The organism is Dactylosporangium sp. NPDC049525, from assembly GCF_040676755.1.
GTDB lineage: Bacteria > Actinomycetota > Actinomycetes > Mycobacteriales > Micromonosporaceae > Dactylosporangium.
On the sequence record NZ_JBFAPO010000048.1, the window covers coordinates 17,792 to 33,167 of the forward strand.

Consider the following 15,376-nt stretch of genomic DNA (forward strand, 5'->3'; position numbering starts at 1 on the left):
GCCGGAGAATTTTCGCTACCCTGACGGTTCTAGCGGAGAATTTCTGGAGGTGTGCCGTGCAGCCGTACGCGTATGAACGCCACGAGCTCGTCGAGCCGGACTGGCAACGCCTCCCCGGCTGGCGCGACGTCACCCGCGACGACTGGGAATCCGCCCAATGGCAGCGGGCCCACTGCGTCAAGAACATCGCCCAGCTGCGCACCGTCTACGGCGACCTCATCTCCGCCGACTTCTACGACGACCTCGCCCTCGACCAGGCCACCCAGGCCACCATGTCGATGCTCGTCCCACCCCACATGATCAACACGATGGTGCCGACCGGCGAGATCACCGACAAAACCCTGCTCGCCGACCCCGTCCGCCGCTACATGCTGCCCGTCGCCTCCGACCGGCTCACCGACTTCGCCTCACACCCCCACGCCAGCCGCGACTCACTGCACGAGCACGACATGTGGGTCGCCGAAGGCCTCACCCACCGTTACCCCACCAAGGTCCTCGCCGAACTGCTGTCCACCTGCCCCCAGTACTGCGGCCACTGCACCCGCATGGACCTCGTCGGCAACAGCACCCCCACGGTCGCGAAACTCAAGCTCGCCCTGAAGCCCGTCGACCGCTACGACGCGATGATCACCTACCTGAAGGGACAGCCCGGCGTCCGCGACGTCGTCGTCTCCGGCGGAGACGTCGCCAACGTCCCCTGGCCCCAGCTCGAGACGTTCCTGATGCGCCTGCTCGGCATCGACACCATCCGCGACATCCGCCTCGCCACCAAGGCCCTCGCCGGACTTCCCCAGCACTGGCTGCAACCCACCGTCGTCGAAGGCCTCGAACGCGTCGCCCGCACCGCCGCCCGCCGCGGCGTCAACCTCGCCATCCACACCCACGTCAACCACGCCCAGTCCCTCACCCCGCTCGTGGCCCGCGCCGCCCACACCGCCCTCGAGGTCGGCGTCCGCGACGTGCGCAACCAGGGCGTCCTCATGCGCGGCGTCAACGCCACCTCCGCCGACCTGCTCGACCTGTGCTTCGCGCTGCAGGGCGAGGCCGGCATCCTGCCGTACTACTTCTACATGTGCGACATGATCCCCAACGCCGAACACTGGCGCGTCGCCGTCTGGCAGGCCCAGCAGCTCCAGCACGACATCATGGGCTACCTGCCCGGCTACGCCACCCCGCGGATCGTCTGCGACGTGCCCTTCGTCGGCAAGCGCTGGGTCCACATGGTCACCGACTACGACCGGGAACGCGGCATCACCTACTGGACGAAGAACTACCGCACCTCCATCGAGGACTCGTCCATGGACCTCGACCGCACCTACCCGTACTACGACCCCATCGACACCCTGCCCGCCTCCGGCATCGCCAAGTGGCGAGCCGAGGCGCAGCTCCCGCTGGTCGCCTACGCTGGGTAAGTGCGCCGTAACCTTCTGCGCCTCCTCGGGTTGAGCCTCGCCGCGGTCGCCGTCATCCTCTACATCAACTCGATCGGCGACTCCGACGGCGCGTCCGGCCCCGACCCCGCCGGCCGCCTCCAGTGCGTCAAGGGCGGCCACATCGCCGCGGCCTACGCCACCGCCGCACCCACCACCCGCGAGACCCGCACCCCGGAGCAACTGGCGACCGCCTGGGCGAAGGCCCGCTCCAACACCCTGCTTCCCGGCCTGCACAAGGTGTACGAGCAAGCCGACCGCATCGACATCGCCTTCGACGCCAAGGCGCACACGGTCGCGGTGCTGACCTTCCGCGAGCACGACCCCCTCGGCTGGCACCTCGACGCGGTCGTCGCCTGCCAGCAACCCGTGACGCAACGCCCGTCAAGCTCGCCCAGCGGTCCCTGAACGACAAAAACGGAAATCTGCCGCGCAGCGGCCTCTTTTGTTCTGACGTGGCGGTAGCCACGTCCTCTAAGGCATCCTAGGACGCTAGGATGAGAGAGATTCCGCGATCGCGCGCAGCGCCCGCACGACGTCGCCGTCCGCGGGCTGGACCTGCACACAGACGTGGTCGGCACCGGCGTCCAGGTGCGCCCGCACGGCCGCCGCCAGGACGGTGGCATCGCCGTGGGCGACCAGCCGGTCGACGAGCGCGTCGCTGCCGCCGCCGGCGATGTCCTCGGCGGTGAAGCCGGCACGCAGCATGTTGCCGGTGTAGTTCACCAGGTTCAGGTAGACGGCGAGGAACGCCCGCGCGCTGCGCCGTGCCGTGTCCGCATCGGTGTCCAGCACCACCGTCTGCTCGGGTGCGACCAACGCGTCCGGGCCGAGCGCGGCCCTGGCCTCCCGGGTCTGCGCGGGCACCGTGAGATAGGGGTGCGTGCCGGCGCTGCGCTGCGCGGCCAGGGCCAGCATGCGAGGCCCGAGCGCCGACAGCACGCGATCCCCGGCGGGAACCCCCCGCTCGTCCAGCACGTCGAGGTAACGCGCCATGGCCTCCACGGGACGCGTGCGGGCCGCGTTGGCCTCACGGTGCCCGGAGCCGATGCCGAGCAGCAACCGCCCAGGATGCCTGGCCTGGATCCGGTGATACGAGTCGGCGAGCTCGGCCGGGTCCGACGCCCAGATGTTGACGATGCCGGTCGCCACGGTGATCGTGTCGGTGCCGTCGAGCAGTGCCTCGGCGGGCCGCAGGTCCGAGCCCGGCGAGCTGCCCTGCCAGATCGTGCCGTAACCGAGCCCCTCAATGGTCCTGGCCATCGCAGGATCGACCAACCTGACACCCCGCCACACACCGACCGTGCCGAGTCGTTGGCTCCAGCTCATTGCTTCTCCTCCTGAGTGCCGCCACACATCGCCTACAGCGTCCTAGGATACTAGGTGGACGACCCACCCGCGCTGCTCCGCGTCCGTCAGGGCGCTGACGAGCACGTCGACGCCGGCGGCCCGCAGTGCGGCCATCTCGTCGGCGAGCCAGTCGCCACCGCGTGGTTTGGCCATGGTGCTCAGCCGCCCGGGACCGGGCTGCTCGACGGTGAACAGGGCGGGGCGCATCAGGCCGCACCTGCCTCTCGGGCGAGGACCACAACGCGCGGACCGCGCCACGTGGTCAGACGTGGCGCGGTCCGCAGCGTGTAGAGCTTCCTAGGACAATGTGTAGCGGGGTCAGGACACCGCCAGCGAGTGGATGGCGCCGGCGCGGGTGCCGAAGTACATGGCGCCCTTCCACACGGCCGGGGTCGACTCGATGCAGCCGCCGATCTTCAGCTCCCACAGCAGCTTCGGCTGGGCGTTGGTGTCCTTCACGTCGTACGCGTGCATGATGCCGGAGCAGTCGCCGATGAACAGCGTGTCGTCGACGACCACCGGGGACTGCCAGGTCTCGTTGCCGGGCACGTGGAACTTCCAGCGCACCGCACCCGTGGCGCGGTCCAGGCCCATGACGTCGCCGCCGGTGGTGTCGTAGATGGCGATGTCCTTGAACAGCGCCGGCGTGCCCCAGATCCCGGCGGGCTTGCTCCCCTGGTCCTTCACCGCCCACACGACCGGGTTGTCGGGCTTGGACGGGTCGAGCTTCAGCATCTGCCCGATCTGCTTGGAGCGGGCGTTGCCCTTCTCGTACTCGGAGCCGACGTAGAGGAAGCCGGCCTCGTCGATGACGATCGAGGCGTCGGTGTCGTCGCCGGTCCAGAAGCGGAACACCCGGGTCGGGGTCTTGCCCGCCTTCAGGCCGCTGATGTCCCAGCCTTGCACGAGGCCACCGGAGTTGGCGAAGTACACGGTGTCCTTGTAGATCGACACGGAGTTCTCGATGGAGACGTTGGTGTCGCCGAAGTCCTTGAGCAGCTGCGCGTCCCAGCCCGGGGTGTTGAACACCAGCTTCGGGTTCACGGTGACCTTGCCGTTGGCGTCGTAGCCGCGGTTGAGCTTCACGATGTGGAACTGGCTGTTCTCACCGCCCTCGAACAGGTAGTCGTCGATGATGAGGCCGGAGCCGTCCCAGTCGTCGTTCCACATCGTCGGCTTCACCGCGCTCGCCGACAGCTTCCACAGCTCCGTCGGCTTGCCCCGGTCCAGGGCGATGACCCGGTAGTAGTTGTCGCGGGAGCCGGAGTACAGCAGCGGGAAGCCGTCCGGGTCCATCGTCACGGTGCCCTTGATGATGTCGCCGGTCATGAAATCCGGAATGATGCGCTCGCCGGTGGCGGCGTCCAGGAAGTGGATGGCACCGTCGTAGGCGCCGAACACGACCCAGGTCCGGCCGTCCTTCTCGAACACGGCGGGCTGGCCGGTCCAGCCGTTGCCGCACCACTGCGTCGTCTTGCCCTTGTCCTCCGACATCCGGCACAGGCCGCCGGTCTTCGGGAACTGCCACTTGTGCACCGGCATCGTGCGCGGCACCGGGCCCTGGCCGTAGTAGGTGCGGGTCGGGTTGCCGCGGAACGTCAGCAGGCCCTGGACCTTCGTCCCGTACGGCTTGCCCACCAGGTCCGGATCGGACCAGCCGGCGAACGGCGGTTTCGACGGCGCCGCGGACGTCGACGCGGCGGCGGCAGCACCGTTCGCGGAGACTTCCGGTTTCTCCGAGACGGTGTCGCGCAACGCGTACGCGGTGGTGGCGAGCCCGCCCAGGACCAGGACCAGGGCGGCGGCGAGCATGAGACGGAACGTCCCCGTACGTGACATGGCGACAGTATGTCGATCCCTTGCCACTGTGGGGCTCCCCCGAACGGCGTTATGGGATCCGTGCCACCGGACTCACCCCGGCTTTTCGAAGTGCTGGTAGTCCACTCCGGTGCGCCAGGCACCGCCCCAGGCGAAGCCCTCGGCCTTGAACGCGGTCACGACCGCGTCACCGGCGACGATCATCCCGGGCCTGACGTCGCGGCGGTCCAGGTAGTCCTTGCCAGCCGGCGGCATGATCTGCTTGCCCGGCAGGTACGGGTTCTCCACGGTGTTGACGTCGATGGCCCGGCCGTAGGCGTGGTTGGACCAGTGCGTGGTGTTCGGCACGTTGCGGCAGTTGAAGCCGGACGTGTTGTCGGCGGCCATCGACGCGTCGTCGCTGCCGTCGAACGCCTCGATGGTCTGCATGCCGCGGATCGGGAAGCGCGCCGCGTAGAGCTTCGCGAAGACCCGCACGACCGCGTCGGCGATCGCCTTGTGCACGACGAGCTCCCCCACCTTCGCCGCGCCGTCGAAGTCGACGTAGGACAGCCGCAGCAGCCGCAGGTCGTCCAGGCCGACCGGGCAGCCGGGCCGCCACGACACGCCGGTCATCCGCTGCCTGGCCGCCGCCGGCAGGACCTCGACGGTGCCGACGAAGGCGGCAGGGCTCGGGGACGCCGCAACCGACGCAGCGGCGGCCGACGAGGCGGCGACGGTCGGTGACGGGGGTGCGCCGCTCGCCGCCGTGCCGCCGGTCCCGCCGCCGCAGCCCGCGAGCACGAGCAGGACCAGCACGAATGCGGGTATCGGGCGGGTCCGGGCGCGGATCGACATGGGGTCGATACTATGTGTCGTGCCGGTTGACCAGCGCAGACGACGCGCCCCGCAAGTCCTGCTCGCGATCACCGCTCTTCTGGCCGTGCTGACGGCATGTGGCGGGAAGCCATCCGCCTCGGCCCAGCCGGTCGCGTCCGCGTCGGCGACGGCGTCCGCCGAGTCGTCACCGACGGTCGATGCGTCACCGTCCGCCGCGCCGTCGGCGTCGGCGTCCAAGGCGTCACCGTCACCGTCACCGTCGGTGTCGAAGAAGGCGGCCGCCGCCGGGACCACGGCCGCGGCGAACGACGCGTCCCGGCTCAAGACGCTGCCGGCCAACACCACACAGGTCGTCATCGTGCAGGCGGCGAGCGCGTCGGCGACGACCGCGAGCCTGCGGGCGTATGCGAAGACCGGCGGGGTCTGGCAGCCGGTCCTGTCCGCGATGTCCGCCCGGATCGGTGGCAACGGCTTCAGCGGCGACAAGCACGAGGGCGACAAGACGACCCCGACCGGCGTGTTCTCCTTCGACGGCACCATGTACGGCATCGCCGCCAACCCCGGCGTGAAGTACGCCTACCACAAGGTGGTCCAGGACGACTGGTGGGACGAGAACAGCTCGTCGCCGGGCTACAACACGTTCCACCACGGCGCGAACCCGGGCGGGCCGAGCGAGCCGCTGTGGCAGATCAGCCCGCAGTACACGTATTTCGCGGTAATCCGGTACAACATGCCGGCGACGCCTGGCCGTGGCTCCGGCATCTTCCTGCACCAGGCCACCGCCGGCGCCACGCTCGGTTGCGTGAGCCTGCCGCAGGGCGACCTGGTGGCGCTGCTGCGCTGGCTGAACCCGGCGGCGAACCCGCGGATCGTACTGTCGCCGACCTCGCAGCTGTCGCGCTACTGACCCCCCGCCGGCGTCAGACGACGTGGACGGTGCCGCAGTCGGGGCAGGCGAAGACGTGCAGGTCGCCGTCGAGGCGCAGGCCGGTCGGGCGTTCGTAGGCGTCCCCGTGCGGGGCGGACCAGTCCAGGTCCTGTTCTTCGACGGGGATCCAGTGGTACGTCTCGGCGTCGTACTCGTGGTCGGTGACGACCAGCAGCAGGTCGGCCGGTGTGCCGCACTGCGGGCAGGGGGTCTCGCCGGGGCGGCGCGGGTAGCCGCCGACCTTCCAACCGGGCGCGACGAACCCGGCGGCCACCCCGGGCGGCATCCGGTCACGGACGGCCTTGGGCAGGGCGCCGGCGCTCGGGCGGTCCATGATCTGCTCCGGGTGCAGCACGCACGGCGTGAGGAGCCACTCGGCCCGCTCGACGTCGCCCTGTGGCGGGTCGGTGAGCAGGTCGGCCGGGAGGTCCGCGGCGCGGCGGCGGCGGACCTGCACGGCGGGTCCGAGGGTGTCGCGGAGGTGTTCGACCGGGCACCACAGCACCTGCAGCAGGTCGACGTCCTGCGAGTCGTGCACGGCGCCGGCGCGGTCCCTGGCGACCGGGACGGTGCGCGGCAGGTCGGGGATGTCCGAGGCCCACAGCTGCGCCACCGGCACGAGCGGGTTGGGGCGGGCGTGGCGGCGGCCGTCGCGCAGTTCGCGGGTGCAGACCGGCCACGGCTCGTCGGCGGGCCACGCGAGGGGGCCGCCGGCATGGCTGTCGCCGACGCCGGGCGTCCCGCGCCGCGGGTGCAGCCGGGTCGCGGTCCTGCCGAGCGCGGCGAGCTCCGGGTACTCGGCGAGGATCTCCGGCGCGAGCGGCGGAGTGATCATGAAGTCGAGGATAGTCATGACGAAAGTCGCGAAGCGGAAAGATCGCGCAGCTTGCTCGTTTTACGCAACCGCCTGGCAACCGAACCACAGGATGATCATGGTGGCCGGGGGCGGTTGCGGGCGCGTTGCGCAATTGTTACCGCCAACAACAATTTCGAAATCGTGGCGGCCTTGTGCCCACGGGCCGTTGGGGAATACGTTGCCGGACACAACAATCACCGTCGTCCCGAAGACACACCCCGACGGTGGACTCCCGCCCCGAACCCCCTAGCGCCCCGTCGAGGCGCATATTTGAAAGGACCCGTGCAAATGCGCAAAGGGATCCTCTCCCTGTTGGCGGTAGGCGTCCTTGCCACCGGCGGGCTCACCGCCTGTGGCGACGACAAGGCCTCCGACCCCGGCACCGGTAGCGGTAACACCAAGAAGGCGAAGATCGGCGTCATCCTGCCCGACAGCAAGTCCTCCGCCCGCTGGGAGACCGCGGACCGCAAATACCTCGAGCAGGCGTTCAAGACCGCCGGCGTCGACTACGACATCCAGAACGCGCAGAACGACAAGGCCGCGTTCCAGACCATCGCCGAGCAGATGATCACGGGCGGCGTCAACGTCCTCATGATCGTCAACCTGGACTCCGGCACCGGCAAGGCCGTGCTGGACAAGGCCAAGTCCGCCGGTGTCGCGACGATCGACTACGACCGGCTCACGCTGGGCGGGTCCGCGGCGTACTACGTCAGCTTCGACAACGTCGCGGTGGGCAAGCTGCAGGGTGAGGGCCTCGTCAAGTGCCTCACCGACGCCAAGGTCACCAAGCCGGTCGTCGCCGAGCTCAACGGCTCGCAGACCGACAACAACGCGACCCTGTTCAAGCAGGGCTACGACGGCGTGCTCAAGGCCAAGTACGACAGCGGCGAATACGTCAAGGGCCCGGACCAGTGGGTCGCGGAGTGGGACAACACCACCGCCGGCACCACCTTCGAGCAGATGCTGACCTCGACGCCGAACATCGCGGGCGTCCTGGCCGCCAACGACGGTCTCGGCAACGCCGCGATCAACATCCTCAAGAAGCAGAAGCTCAACGGCAAGGTCCCGGTCACCGGTCAGGACGCGACCGTCCAGGGCCTGCAGAACATCCTCAACGGTGACCAGTGCATGACCGTCTACAAGGCCGTCAAGCAGGAGGCCGACGCGGCCGCCAAGCTCGCCATCGGCCTGGCCAAGGGTGAGAAGGGCGCCACCTCCCAGAAGGTGACCGACCCCGAGGGCAAGCGTGAGGTCGACGCCGTCCTGCTGACCCCGAAGTCGATCACCAAGGACAACGTGAAGGACGTCATCGACGACGGCTATGTCACGGTCGCCGAACTGTGCACCGGCGACTTCGCCGCCAAGTGCGCCACGGCGGGCATCAAGTAGCAACACCGCAGCGCGCGCCCGGTGTCCGCAGTCCCCCACTGCGGGCACCGGGCCGTGCCTGTGATCGAACGCCACCCGTCGGACATGCAAGAAGGAGCATCGTGACCGACACACCTCTGCTGGAGGTCCGTGGGCTCAACAAGAGCTTCGGACCCGTCCAGGTCCTGCGGGACGTGGACTTCTCCGCGCACGCCGGCCAGGTCACCGCCCTCGTCGGCGACAACGGCGCCGGCAAGTCCACCCTGGTCAAGTGCCTCGGCGGGATCTACTCGATCGACTCGGGCGAGTACCTGTTCGACGGTAAGCCGGTCACCGTCCACGGGCCGCGCGACGCCGCCGCGCTCGGCGTCGAGATCGTCTACCAGGACCTCGCGCTCTGCGACAACCTTGACATCGTCCAGAACATGTTCCTCGGCCGCGAGATCAAGAGCGGCATCGTCCTGGACGACATCACGATGGAGCAGAAGGCCGCGGAGACCCTCGCGGGGCTGTCGGTGCGCACGGTGAGGTCGGTCCGCCAGCACGTGTCGAGCCTGTCCGGCGGGCAGCGGCAGACGGTCGCGATCGCGAAGGCCGTGCTCTGGAACAACCGCCTCGTCGTGCTCGACGAGCCCACCGCCGCCCTCGGCGTCGCGCAGACCGCCCAGGTCCTGGAGCTGGTGCGCCGCCTCGCCGACAACGGCCTCGCCGTGGTGCTCATCTCGCACAACATGAACGACGTGTTCGCGGTCGCCGACCGCATCGCCGCGCTGTTCCTCGGCCAGATGTGCGCCCAGGTGAGCGCCACCGACGTGACCCACTCGCAGATCGTGGAGCTGATCACCTCCGGTCGCAGCGGCGACCTCGGGCTCCGCCAGAACGGAGCGACGCTATGACCGGTCCCAAGCTGAGCAAGGGCGACGTCAAGACCGTGTCCACGGTTCCTCCGGAGGAGAAGGCGACCGGCGGCCAGCCGGCGACCCTGGGGCTCTACGTCAGCACCTACTTCGCGAAGGTGCGCGGCGGGGACATGGGCGCCCTGCCCGCGATCCTCGGCCTGATCGTGCTGACGATCATCTTCTCCGTCGCGCGCCCGGTGTTCTTCAGCGCGGCCAACTTCGCCAACCTGCTCTCCCAGGGTGCCGCCGTCACGGTCATCGCCATGGGCCTGGTGTTCGTGCTGCTGCTCGGCGAGATCGACCTGTCCGCGGGCTACGCCAGCGGCGTCTGCGCCGCGGTTCTGGCGACCCTGCTGACCACGCACGGCTTCCCCTGGTACGTGGCGATCCTCGGCGCCGTCGTCACCGGTGTCGTGATCGGCATCGTCATCGGCCTGCTGGTGGCGAAGATCGGCATCCCGTCGTTCGTGGTGACGCTCGCCGCGTTCCTCGCCTTCCAGGGCACGGTGCTGCTGCTCATCAAGGGCGGCACGATCATCTCCGTCGACGACCCGACCATCAAGAAGATCAACTTCGACGGCCGGTTCACCCCGCTGCAGGGCTGGATCCTCTACGGCGTCACCATCGCCGCCCTCGCCGCGCTGCAGCTGTGGAAGCGCACCAGCCGGGCCCGCCGCGGCCTGGCTGTCGAGCCGGTGTCCGTCGTCGCGCTGCGGGTCGGCGGCGTCGCCGCGCTCATGGGTGTCGCCGTGTACGTGCTCAACCTCGAGCGCGGCCGCAACATCCTGTTCTCGCAGAAGGGCGTCCCGATGGTCGTCCTGCTCATCGGCATCCTGCTGGTGATCTGGACGTTCGTGCTGGGCCGCACCGGCTACGGCCGGCACCTCTACGCCGTCGGCGGCAACAAGGAGGCGGCCCGCCGGGCCGGCATCAACGTCGACGGGATCCGCATCTCCGTCTTCGTCATCTGCTCGGCCATGGCGGCCGTCGGCGGCATCATCGCCGCGTCCCGGCAGGCGTCGGTCGACCCGAACACCGGCGGCAGCAACGTGCTGCTCTACGCGGTCGGCGCGGCCGTCATCGGCGGCACCAGCCTCTTCGGCGGCAAGGGCCGGGTCCTGGACGCCGTCCTCGGCGGCGCGGTCGTCGCCGTCATCGAGAACGGCATGGGCCTCATGCAGTACAGCGCCGGTCAGAAGTTCATCGTCACCGGTGTCGTCCTCCTCGCCGCCGCCGGCATCGACGCCCTGTCGCGGCGCCGGGCCGCGTCCGCCGGGCTGAGATAGCCGCACCGTCCTGCCGTCCGGTTCCGGGTCGCCGCAACGGCCCTGTTCCGGCCGGCAGGACGGTCGTACGGTAAGCGGCAGGCACCACCAACGAGAAAGACGAGCATGCGCGTCGGCCCCAGCCAGGAGGAGATCCGCAGGAGCAACCTCGGTGCTCTCCTGCGTTCCGTGCACCTCCACGGCGCCATGTCCCGCGCCGACCTCACCACCAGCCTGGGCCTCAACCGCAGCACCATCGGCGCGTTGACCGCCGACCTCGCCGCCGCCGGGCTCGTCAGCGAGGGCGTGCCCCGCGAGCAGCGCGGCCGGGCCGGCCGCCCGTCCCTGGTCGTGCGCCCCGAGTCCGAGCACGTCTACGTCTTCGCGTTCGCCGTCGAGGTCGACCGGATCGTCGCCGCCCGCGTCGGCCTCGGCGGCGTCGTGCTCGACCGGCACGCCGCCGTGCGGGAACGCGGCGACCGCAGCGCCGCGCAGGTCGTCGCGCCGATCGCCGACTTCGTCCGGCAGATGCAGAAGGCCGCCCCGCCCGGCGCCCGGCTCGTCGGCAGCGCCGCGGCGGTCTCCGCCATGGTGCGCCGCGAGGACGGCTTCGTCCGGCTCGGCCCCGAGCTCGGCTGGGTCGACCAGCCCCTCGGCGAGGCCCTCGCCGACGTCATCATCAGCACCGGTGTCGACCTGTTCCCGGCCACCCGGCTGCGCGCGCCCACGACCCCCGGTGCCGGCGCCATGCCCGCCCAGCGGCCGGCCCCCGACGACGACCTGGTGGACGCCGGCGACGGCCGGACGCTGCTGGCCCGGCGCGGACCGGCCGGCACGGCCAGCGCGGCCAGCGGAGCCGACGAGGCCGACCTGCCCGACGACGACGTCCCCGACACCGAGACGGACGACGGCGGCGGAGGCAGTGACGCGACGCGGCAGCTGGTGCAGGTGCGCAACAACGCCGACCTGGCCGCGCTCGCCGAACACGCCCGCGGCGCCGCCGTCGGCTGTGACAACGTCGTCTACCTGTACGGCGACGCCGGCGTCGGCGGCGGGATCATCGCCGCCGGGCGGCCCGTGACCGGCCACGGCGGCTACGGCGGCGAGGTCGGCCACATGGTCGTCAACCCCGCCGGCAAGCCGTGCAGCTGCGGCTCCCACGGCTGCTGGGAGACCGAGATCGGCGAGCACGCGCTGCTGGCCGCCGCCGGGCGCGACCCGTCCTCCGGCCGCGAGGGCATCCTGTCCGTCGTGGACGCCGCCGGGCGCGGCGACGCGTCCGCGCAGGCGGCGGTCCGGCAGGTCGGCGACTGGCTCGGGTTCGGCGTGGCGAACCTCGTCAACATCTTCAACCCCGAGATGGTGATCTTCGGCGGCACGCTGCGGGAGGTGTACCTGGCCTCCGCCGCACAGGTGCGCAGCCGCCTCAACCGCAACGCGCTGCCCGCCTGCCGCGAGCACGTCCGGCTGCGGACCCCGGTGCTCGGCGAGGACGCGGCCCTGCTCGGCGCCGCGGAACTCGCCTTCGAGCCGCTGTTCGCCGACCCCCTCGACTTCGCGTAACCCATAGCCGGGCACCGACGGCCGGGCGCTGGTCGTACACCTGCCGCCGACGCGAGCCGGGTGCGGTGAGGTTGCCGGGCAGCCCGACGTCTCAGTTCTCCTCCTTGTCACCCGATCTTGCCGGTCGCTGGACGGGAACGACTACGGGGAGGCGACATGTTGCGCAGACTGTGGCACGTCGTGGCCCCGACCCGGGGCTACGCGATCCTTTGCGGCACCGCGGCCGCCGTCACCGCGGTCCTGCTCGTCGCGCTCCTCACCGGGGCCGGCGGGCCGATCGTGGCGCAGAACACGTCCAACGTCGCCCTCTTCGCCGCCGCCCTCGCCGCCGCCTGGGGGTGCTTCGCCAAGGCGCTGCGCCCCGGTGGACGCCGGGCGCGGTCGTCGTGGACGCTGACCGGGCTGGGCGCGTTCTCCTGGGCCGTCGGGCAGATGTTCTGCATCTGGTACGAGACGATCCTGGGCACCGAGGTCCCGTTCCCGTCGCTCGCCGACGCCGGCTACTTCTGGATGATGCCGCTCACCGCCGCCGGGCTGCTGCTGCTCCCGGCCAGCCGGCAGAGCGTCGCCCAGCAGGCCCGCAGCATCCTCGACGGCCTCATGATCGCTGCGTCGCTGCTGCTCATCACCTGGGTGCTGATCCTCGGTCCGCTCGCCCGGCAGGGTGCGGACAGCTTCCTCGCGCTGCTCGTCACGCTGTGGTATCCGGGCGGCGACGTCGTCGTGCTCACCATCGTGCTGTTCATGGTCGCCCGGCTGCGCAGCGGCGGGCAGCGGCCCATGTCGCTGCCCCTGGTCGGGACCGGCCTGGCCGCGTTCACCGTGTCCGACAGCGGCTACGCGTACCTGACCCTGATCGACAGCTACGGCTCCGGCGCGGTCCTCGACCTCGGCTGGTTCATCGGGTTCGTCCTGATCCTGCTCGCCTCCCGCAAGCCCAACCAGCAGCACGAGGCCGAGAGCCCCGACGCGCTGACCCGCCCGCTCGGCGTCATGCTGCCCTACCTCGCCGTCATCGGCTCCCTGGTGACCAGCAGCCTCGAGGTGCTGCGGCACGGCACCCACGACGTGGTCGTGTCGTGGACCCGCTCCGCGATCATCCTGCTCATCGTCGGCCGGCAGCTGCTCACCCTGCTGGAGAACCGCGGCCTGACCCGCGACCTGGAGAACCGGGTCGAGGCCCGCACCGCCGAGCTGCGCGCCAGCGAGCAGCGTTTCCAGGCCCTCGTGCAGCACAGCTCCGACGTCGTCACCGTCGTGTCGCTGGACGGCATCGTCACGTACCAGTCGGAGTCGATCGCCCGGGTCTTCGGCTACGAACGCGAGCAGGTCACCGGGCAGCGGCTCACCGAGTTCCTGCCGGACGAGGCCCGCGACCGGCTGGAGGAGGCGTTCGGCGCGGTCGCCGACACCCCCTACGCCAGCCGCGTCGTGGAGATCCCGATGCGCCACGCCGACGGCCACCACCGCCTCGCCGAGATCACCGTCACCAACCTGCTCAGCGACCTCAACGTGCAGGGCCTCGTGCTCAACTCCCGCGACATCTCCGAACGCAAGGAACTCGAGGACCAGCTCGTCCACGAGGCGTTCCACGACGGCCTCACCAAGCTGGCGAACCGGGCCCTGTTCAAGGACCGGGTCGAGCTGGCGCTGCGCCGCCGCGGCGACGCCGACATCGCCGTGCTGTTCCTGGACCTCGACGGGTTCAAGGAGGTCAACGACAGCCTCGGGCACGCTGCCGGCGACCAGCTCCTGGTCCAGGTCGCCGACCGGCTCGTCGCCGCGGTGCGCCCCGGCGACACCGTGGCCCGCTTCGGCGGCGACGAGTTCGCCGTCCTCATCGACTTGACCGCCGGCACCGCGGACGGTGCCGCCGATGACGCCGACGACCTCGCGACGCGCATCATCGACGCCCTGGACCGGCAATTCGACATCGACAACACCGAGATCCACGTGCAGGGCTCCATCGGCATCGCGCTGACCGGCCCGGACGCCTCCGACGCCGACCAGCTCATGCGCAACGCCGACCTCGCCATGTACCGGGCCAAGGCCGCCGGCGAGGGCACCTTCGCCCGCTACGACCCCGCCATGCACTCCGGTCTCGTCGACCGGCTCCAGCTGGCCGCCGACCTGCGCCGCGCGCTGGAGACCACCGGCGAGCTGGTCCTGTACTACCAGCCGACGATCGAGCTGCGCTCCGGCACCATCACCGGCTTCGAGGCGCTCGTGCGGTGGCAGCACCCGGTGCGCGGCATGATCTCCCCCGCCGACTTCATCCCCCTGGCCGAGTCCACCGGGCTGATCCGGCCCCTCGGCCAGTGGGTCCTCGCCGAGGCCTGCCGCCAGGGCGTCGAGTGGGCCGCGCACGACCCGGAGCGGGTCCTCACCATGGCCGTCAACGTGTCCGGCCGCCAGTTCGACCAGCCCGACCTGCCCGCGATCGTCGCCGGGGTCCTGGCCGACACCGGGCTGCCCGCGGAACGGCTGTGCCTGGAGATGACCGAGAGCGTCCTGATGACCGACACCGAGGAGAACCTCGCGGTCCTGCTCAGCCTCAAGGAGATCGGCGTCAAGCTCGCCATCGACGACTTCGGCACCGGGTACTCGTCACTGGCGTACCTGCGCCGCTTCCCCGTCGACACGCTGAAGATCGACCGGTCGTTCGTGGAGCGCATCGGCGGCGCCACCCCCGACGCGGCCCTGGCCCGCACGATCGTGCAGCTCGGGCAGAGCCTGGGGATGGCGACGGTCGCGGAGGGCATCGAGCAGTACGCGCAGTTCCTCGCGCTGCGCCGGATGGGCTGCGACCTCGCCCAGGGCTACTACTTCTCCCGGCCGCTGCCCGCCGAGGAGGCCGGCGCCCTGCTGCGCGACCCGGCCGCGCTCGCCGCCTGAACGCCGCCACCGGATCCCCCGGCCGGGCCTCCCGGTTGCCGGGCCGTTGCGGCGCGACCCGCTCCGCCCCCGACCCGCAACGCCGCTCCCCCACGGATCCGCGGCCGCGTGCCGATCTCTGAACCGACGGCAACCACACCCACACGCACGGGACGGCGAGCACCACCCATCCCGTGGAATGTCCG

Annotated in this window: 13 protein-coding genes; 8 read left to right on the forward strand and 5 right to left on the reverse strand. The window is 70.6% G+C overall.

All coding sequences use genetic code 11. The annotated features are described in order from the left end of the window. Positions 1-8: 8 nt before the first annotated feature. Positions 9-1,412 (forward strand): lysine 2,3-aminomutase, encoded by a 1,404-nt coding sequence (locus AB0K00_RS42790; RefSeq protein WP_363533882.1) that lies wholly within the window; start codon positions 9-11, stop codon positions 1,410-1,412. After that, entirely contained in the window at positions 1,413-1,838 is a 426-nt protein-coding gene (locus AB0K00_RS42795) for a hypothetical protein (protein WP_363533683.1), read from the forward strand. It abuts the gene before it with no gap. 84 nt (positions 1,839-1,922) lie between these two features. Here the strand turns inward: AB0K00_RS42795 and AB0K00_RS42800 are convergent, their stop codons facing one another. The 4 genes from AB0K00_RS42800 to AB0K00_RS42815 all read right to left on the reverse strand — a co-directional run bounded on the left by AB0K00_RS42800 (position 1,923) and on the right by AB0K00_RS42815 (position 5,435). Continuing rightward, positions 1,923-2,759: an LLM class F420-dependent oxidoreductase gene (locus AB0K00_RS42800; RefSeq protein ID WP_363533686.1), complete on the reverse strand. Its 837-nt coding sequence runs from the start codon at positions 2,757-2,759 to the stop codon at positions 1,923-1,925. 42 nt (positions 2,760-2,801) lie between these two features. Further along, positions 2,802-2,987: a hypothetical protein gene (locus AB0K00_RS42805; RefSeq protein WP_363533689.1), complete on the reverse strand. Its 186-nt coding sequence runs from the start codon at positions 2,985-2,987 to the stop codon at positions 2,802-2,804. A gap of 111 nt (positions 2,988-3,098) precedes the next feature. Further along, a complete protein-coding gene (locus AB0K00_RS42810) occupies positions 3,099-4,619 on the reverse strand; it encodes a PQQ-binding-like beta-propeller repeat protein (protein WP_363533692.1) in 1,521 nt (506 codons plus the stop codon). A gap of 72 nt (positions 4,620-4,691) precedes the next feature. Beyond that, positions 4,692-5,435, reverse strand: a complete 744-nt coding sequence (locus tag AB0K00_RS42815) for a M15 family metallopeptidase (RefSeq protein WP_363533695.1) — start codon at positions 5,433-5,435, stop codon at positions 4,692-4,694. A 19-nt stretch (positions 5,436-5,454) separates the two neighbouring features. Here AB0K00_RS42815 and AB0K00_RS42820 point away from each other — a divergent pair, with 19 nt between their 5' ends. Continuing rightward, the gene (locus AB0K00_RS42820) at positions 5,455-6,324 is read left to right on the forward strand and encodes a L,D-transpeptidase family protein (RefSeq protein ID WP_363533698.1); all 870 of its coding nucleotides are present in this window, start codon (positions 5,455-5,457) and stop codon (positions 6,322-6,324) included. A 13-nt stretch (positions 6,325-6,337) separates the two neighbouring features. Here AB0K00_RS42820 and AB0K00_RS42825 read toward each other — a convergent pair whose 3' ends face one another. Continuing rightward, a complete protein-coding gene (locus AB0K00_RS42825; protein ID WP_363533701.1) occupies positions 6,338-7,180 on the reverse strand; it encodes a hypothetical protein in 843 nt (280 codons plus the stop codon). Positions 7,181-7,489: 309 nt separating this feature from the next. On the opposite strand from AB0K00_RS42825, the gene AB0K00_RS42830 reads away from it, so the two are divergent. The 5 genes from AB0K00_RS42830 to AB0K00_RS42850 all read left to right on the forward strand — a co-directional run bounded on the left by AB0K00_RS42830 (position 7,490) and on the right by AB0K00_RS42850 (position 15,191). Then, positions 7,490-8,590, forward strand: coding sequence for a substrate-binding domain-containing protein (locus AB0K00_RS42830; protein ID WP_363533704.1), 1,101 nt, complete (start codon positions 7,490-7,492; stop codon positions 8,588-8,590). A 101-nt stretch (positions 8,591-8,691) separates the two neighbouring features. Then, positions 8,692-9,465 carry an ATP-binding cassette domain-containing protein gene (locus tag AB0K00_RS42835; RefSeq protein WP_363533706.1) on the forward strand — a complete coding sequence of 258 codons (774 nt, stop codon included), beginning with the start codon at positions 8,692-8,694 and terminating at the stop codon, positions 9,463-9,465. A gap of 134 nt (positions 9,466-9,599) precedes the next feature. Beyond that, complete coding sequence (locus AB0K00_RS42840; RefSeq protein ID WP_363533885.1) at positions 9,600-10,754, forward strand: ABC transporter permease; 1,155 nt, start codon at positions 9,600-9,602, stop codon at positions 10,752-10,754. A gap of 105 nt (positions 10,755-10,859) precedes the next feature. After that, the gene (locus AB0K00_RS42845; protein WP_363533709.1) at positions 10,860-12,296 is read left to right on the forward strand and encodes an ROK family protein; all 1,437 of its coding nucleotides are present in this window, start codon (positions 10,860-10,862) and stop codon (positions 12,294-12,296) included. Positions 12,297-12,452: 156 nt separating this feature from the next. Then, complete coding sequence (locus tag AB0K00_RS42850; protein ID WP_363533712.1) at positions 12,453-15,191, forward strand: bifunctional diguanylate cyclase/phosphodiesterase; 2,739 nt, start codon at positions 12,453-12,455, stop codon at positions 15,189-15,191. Positions 15,192-15,376: the final 185 nt, after the last annotated feature.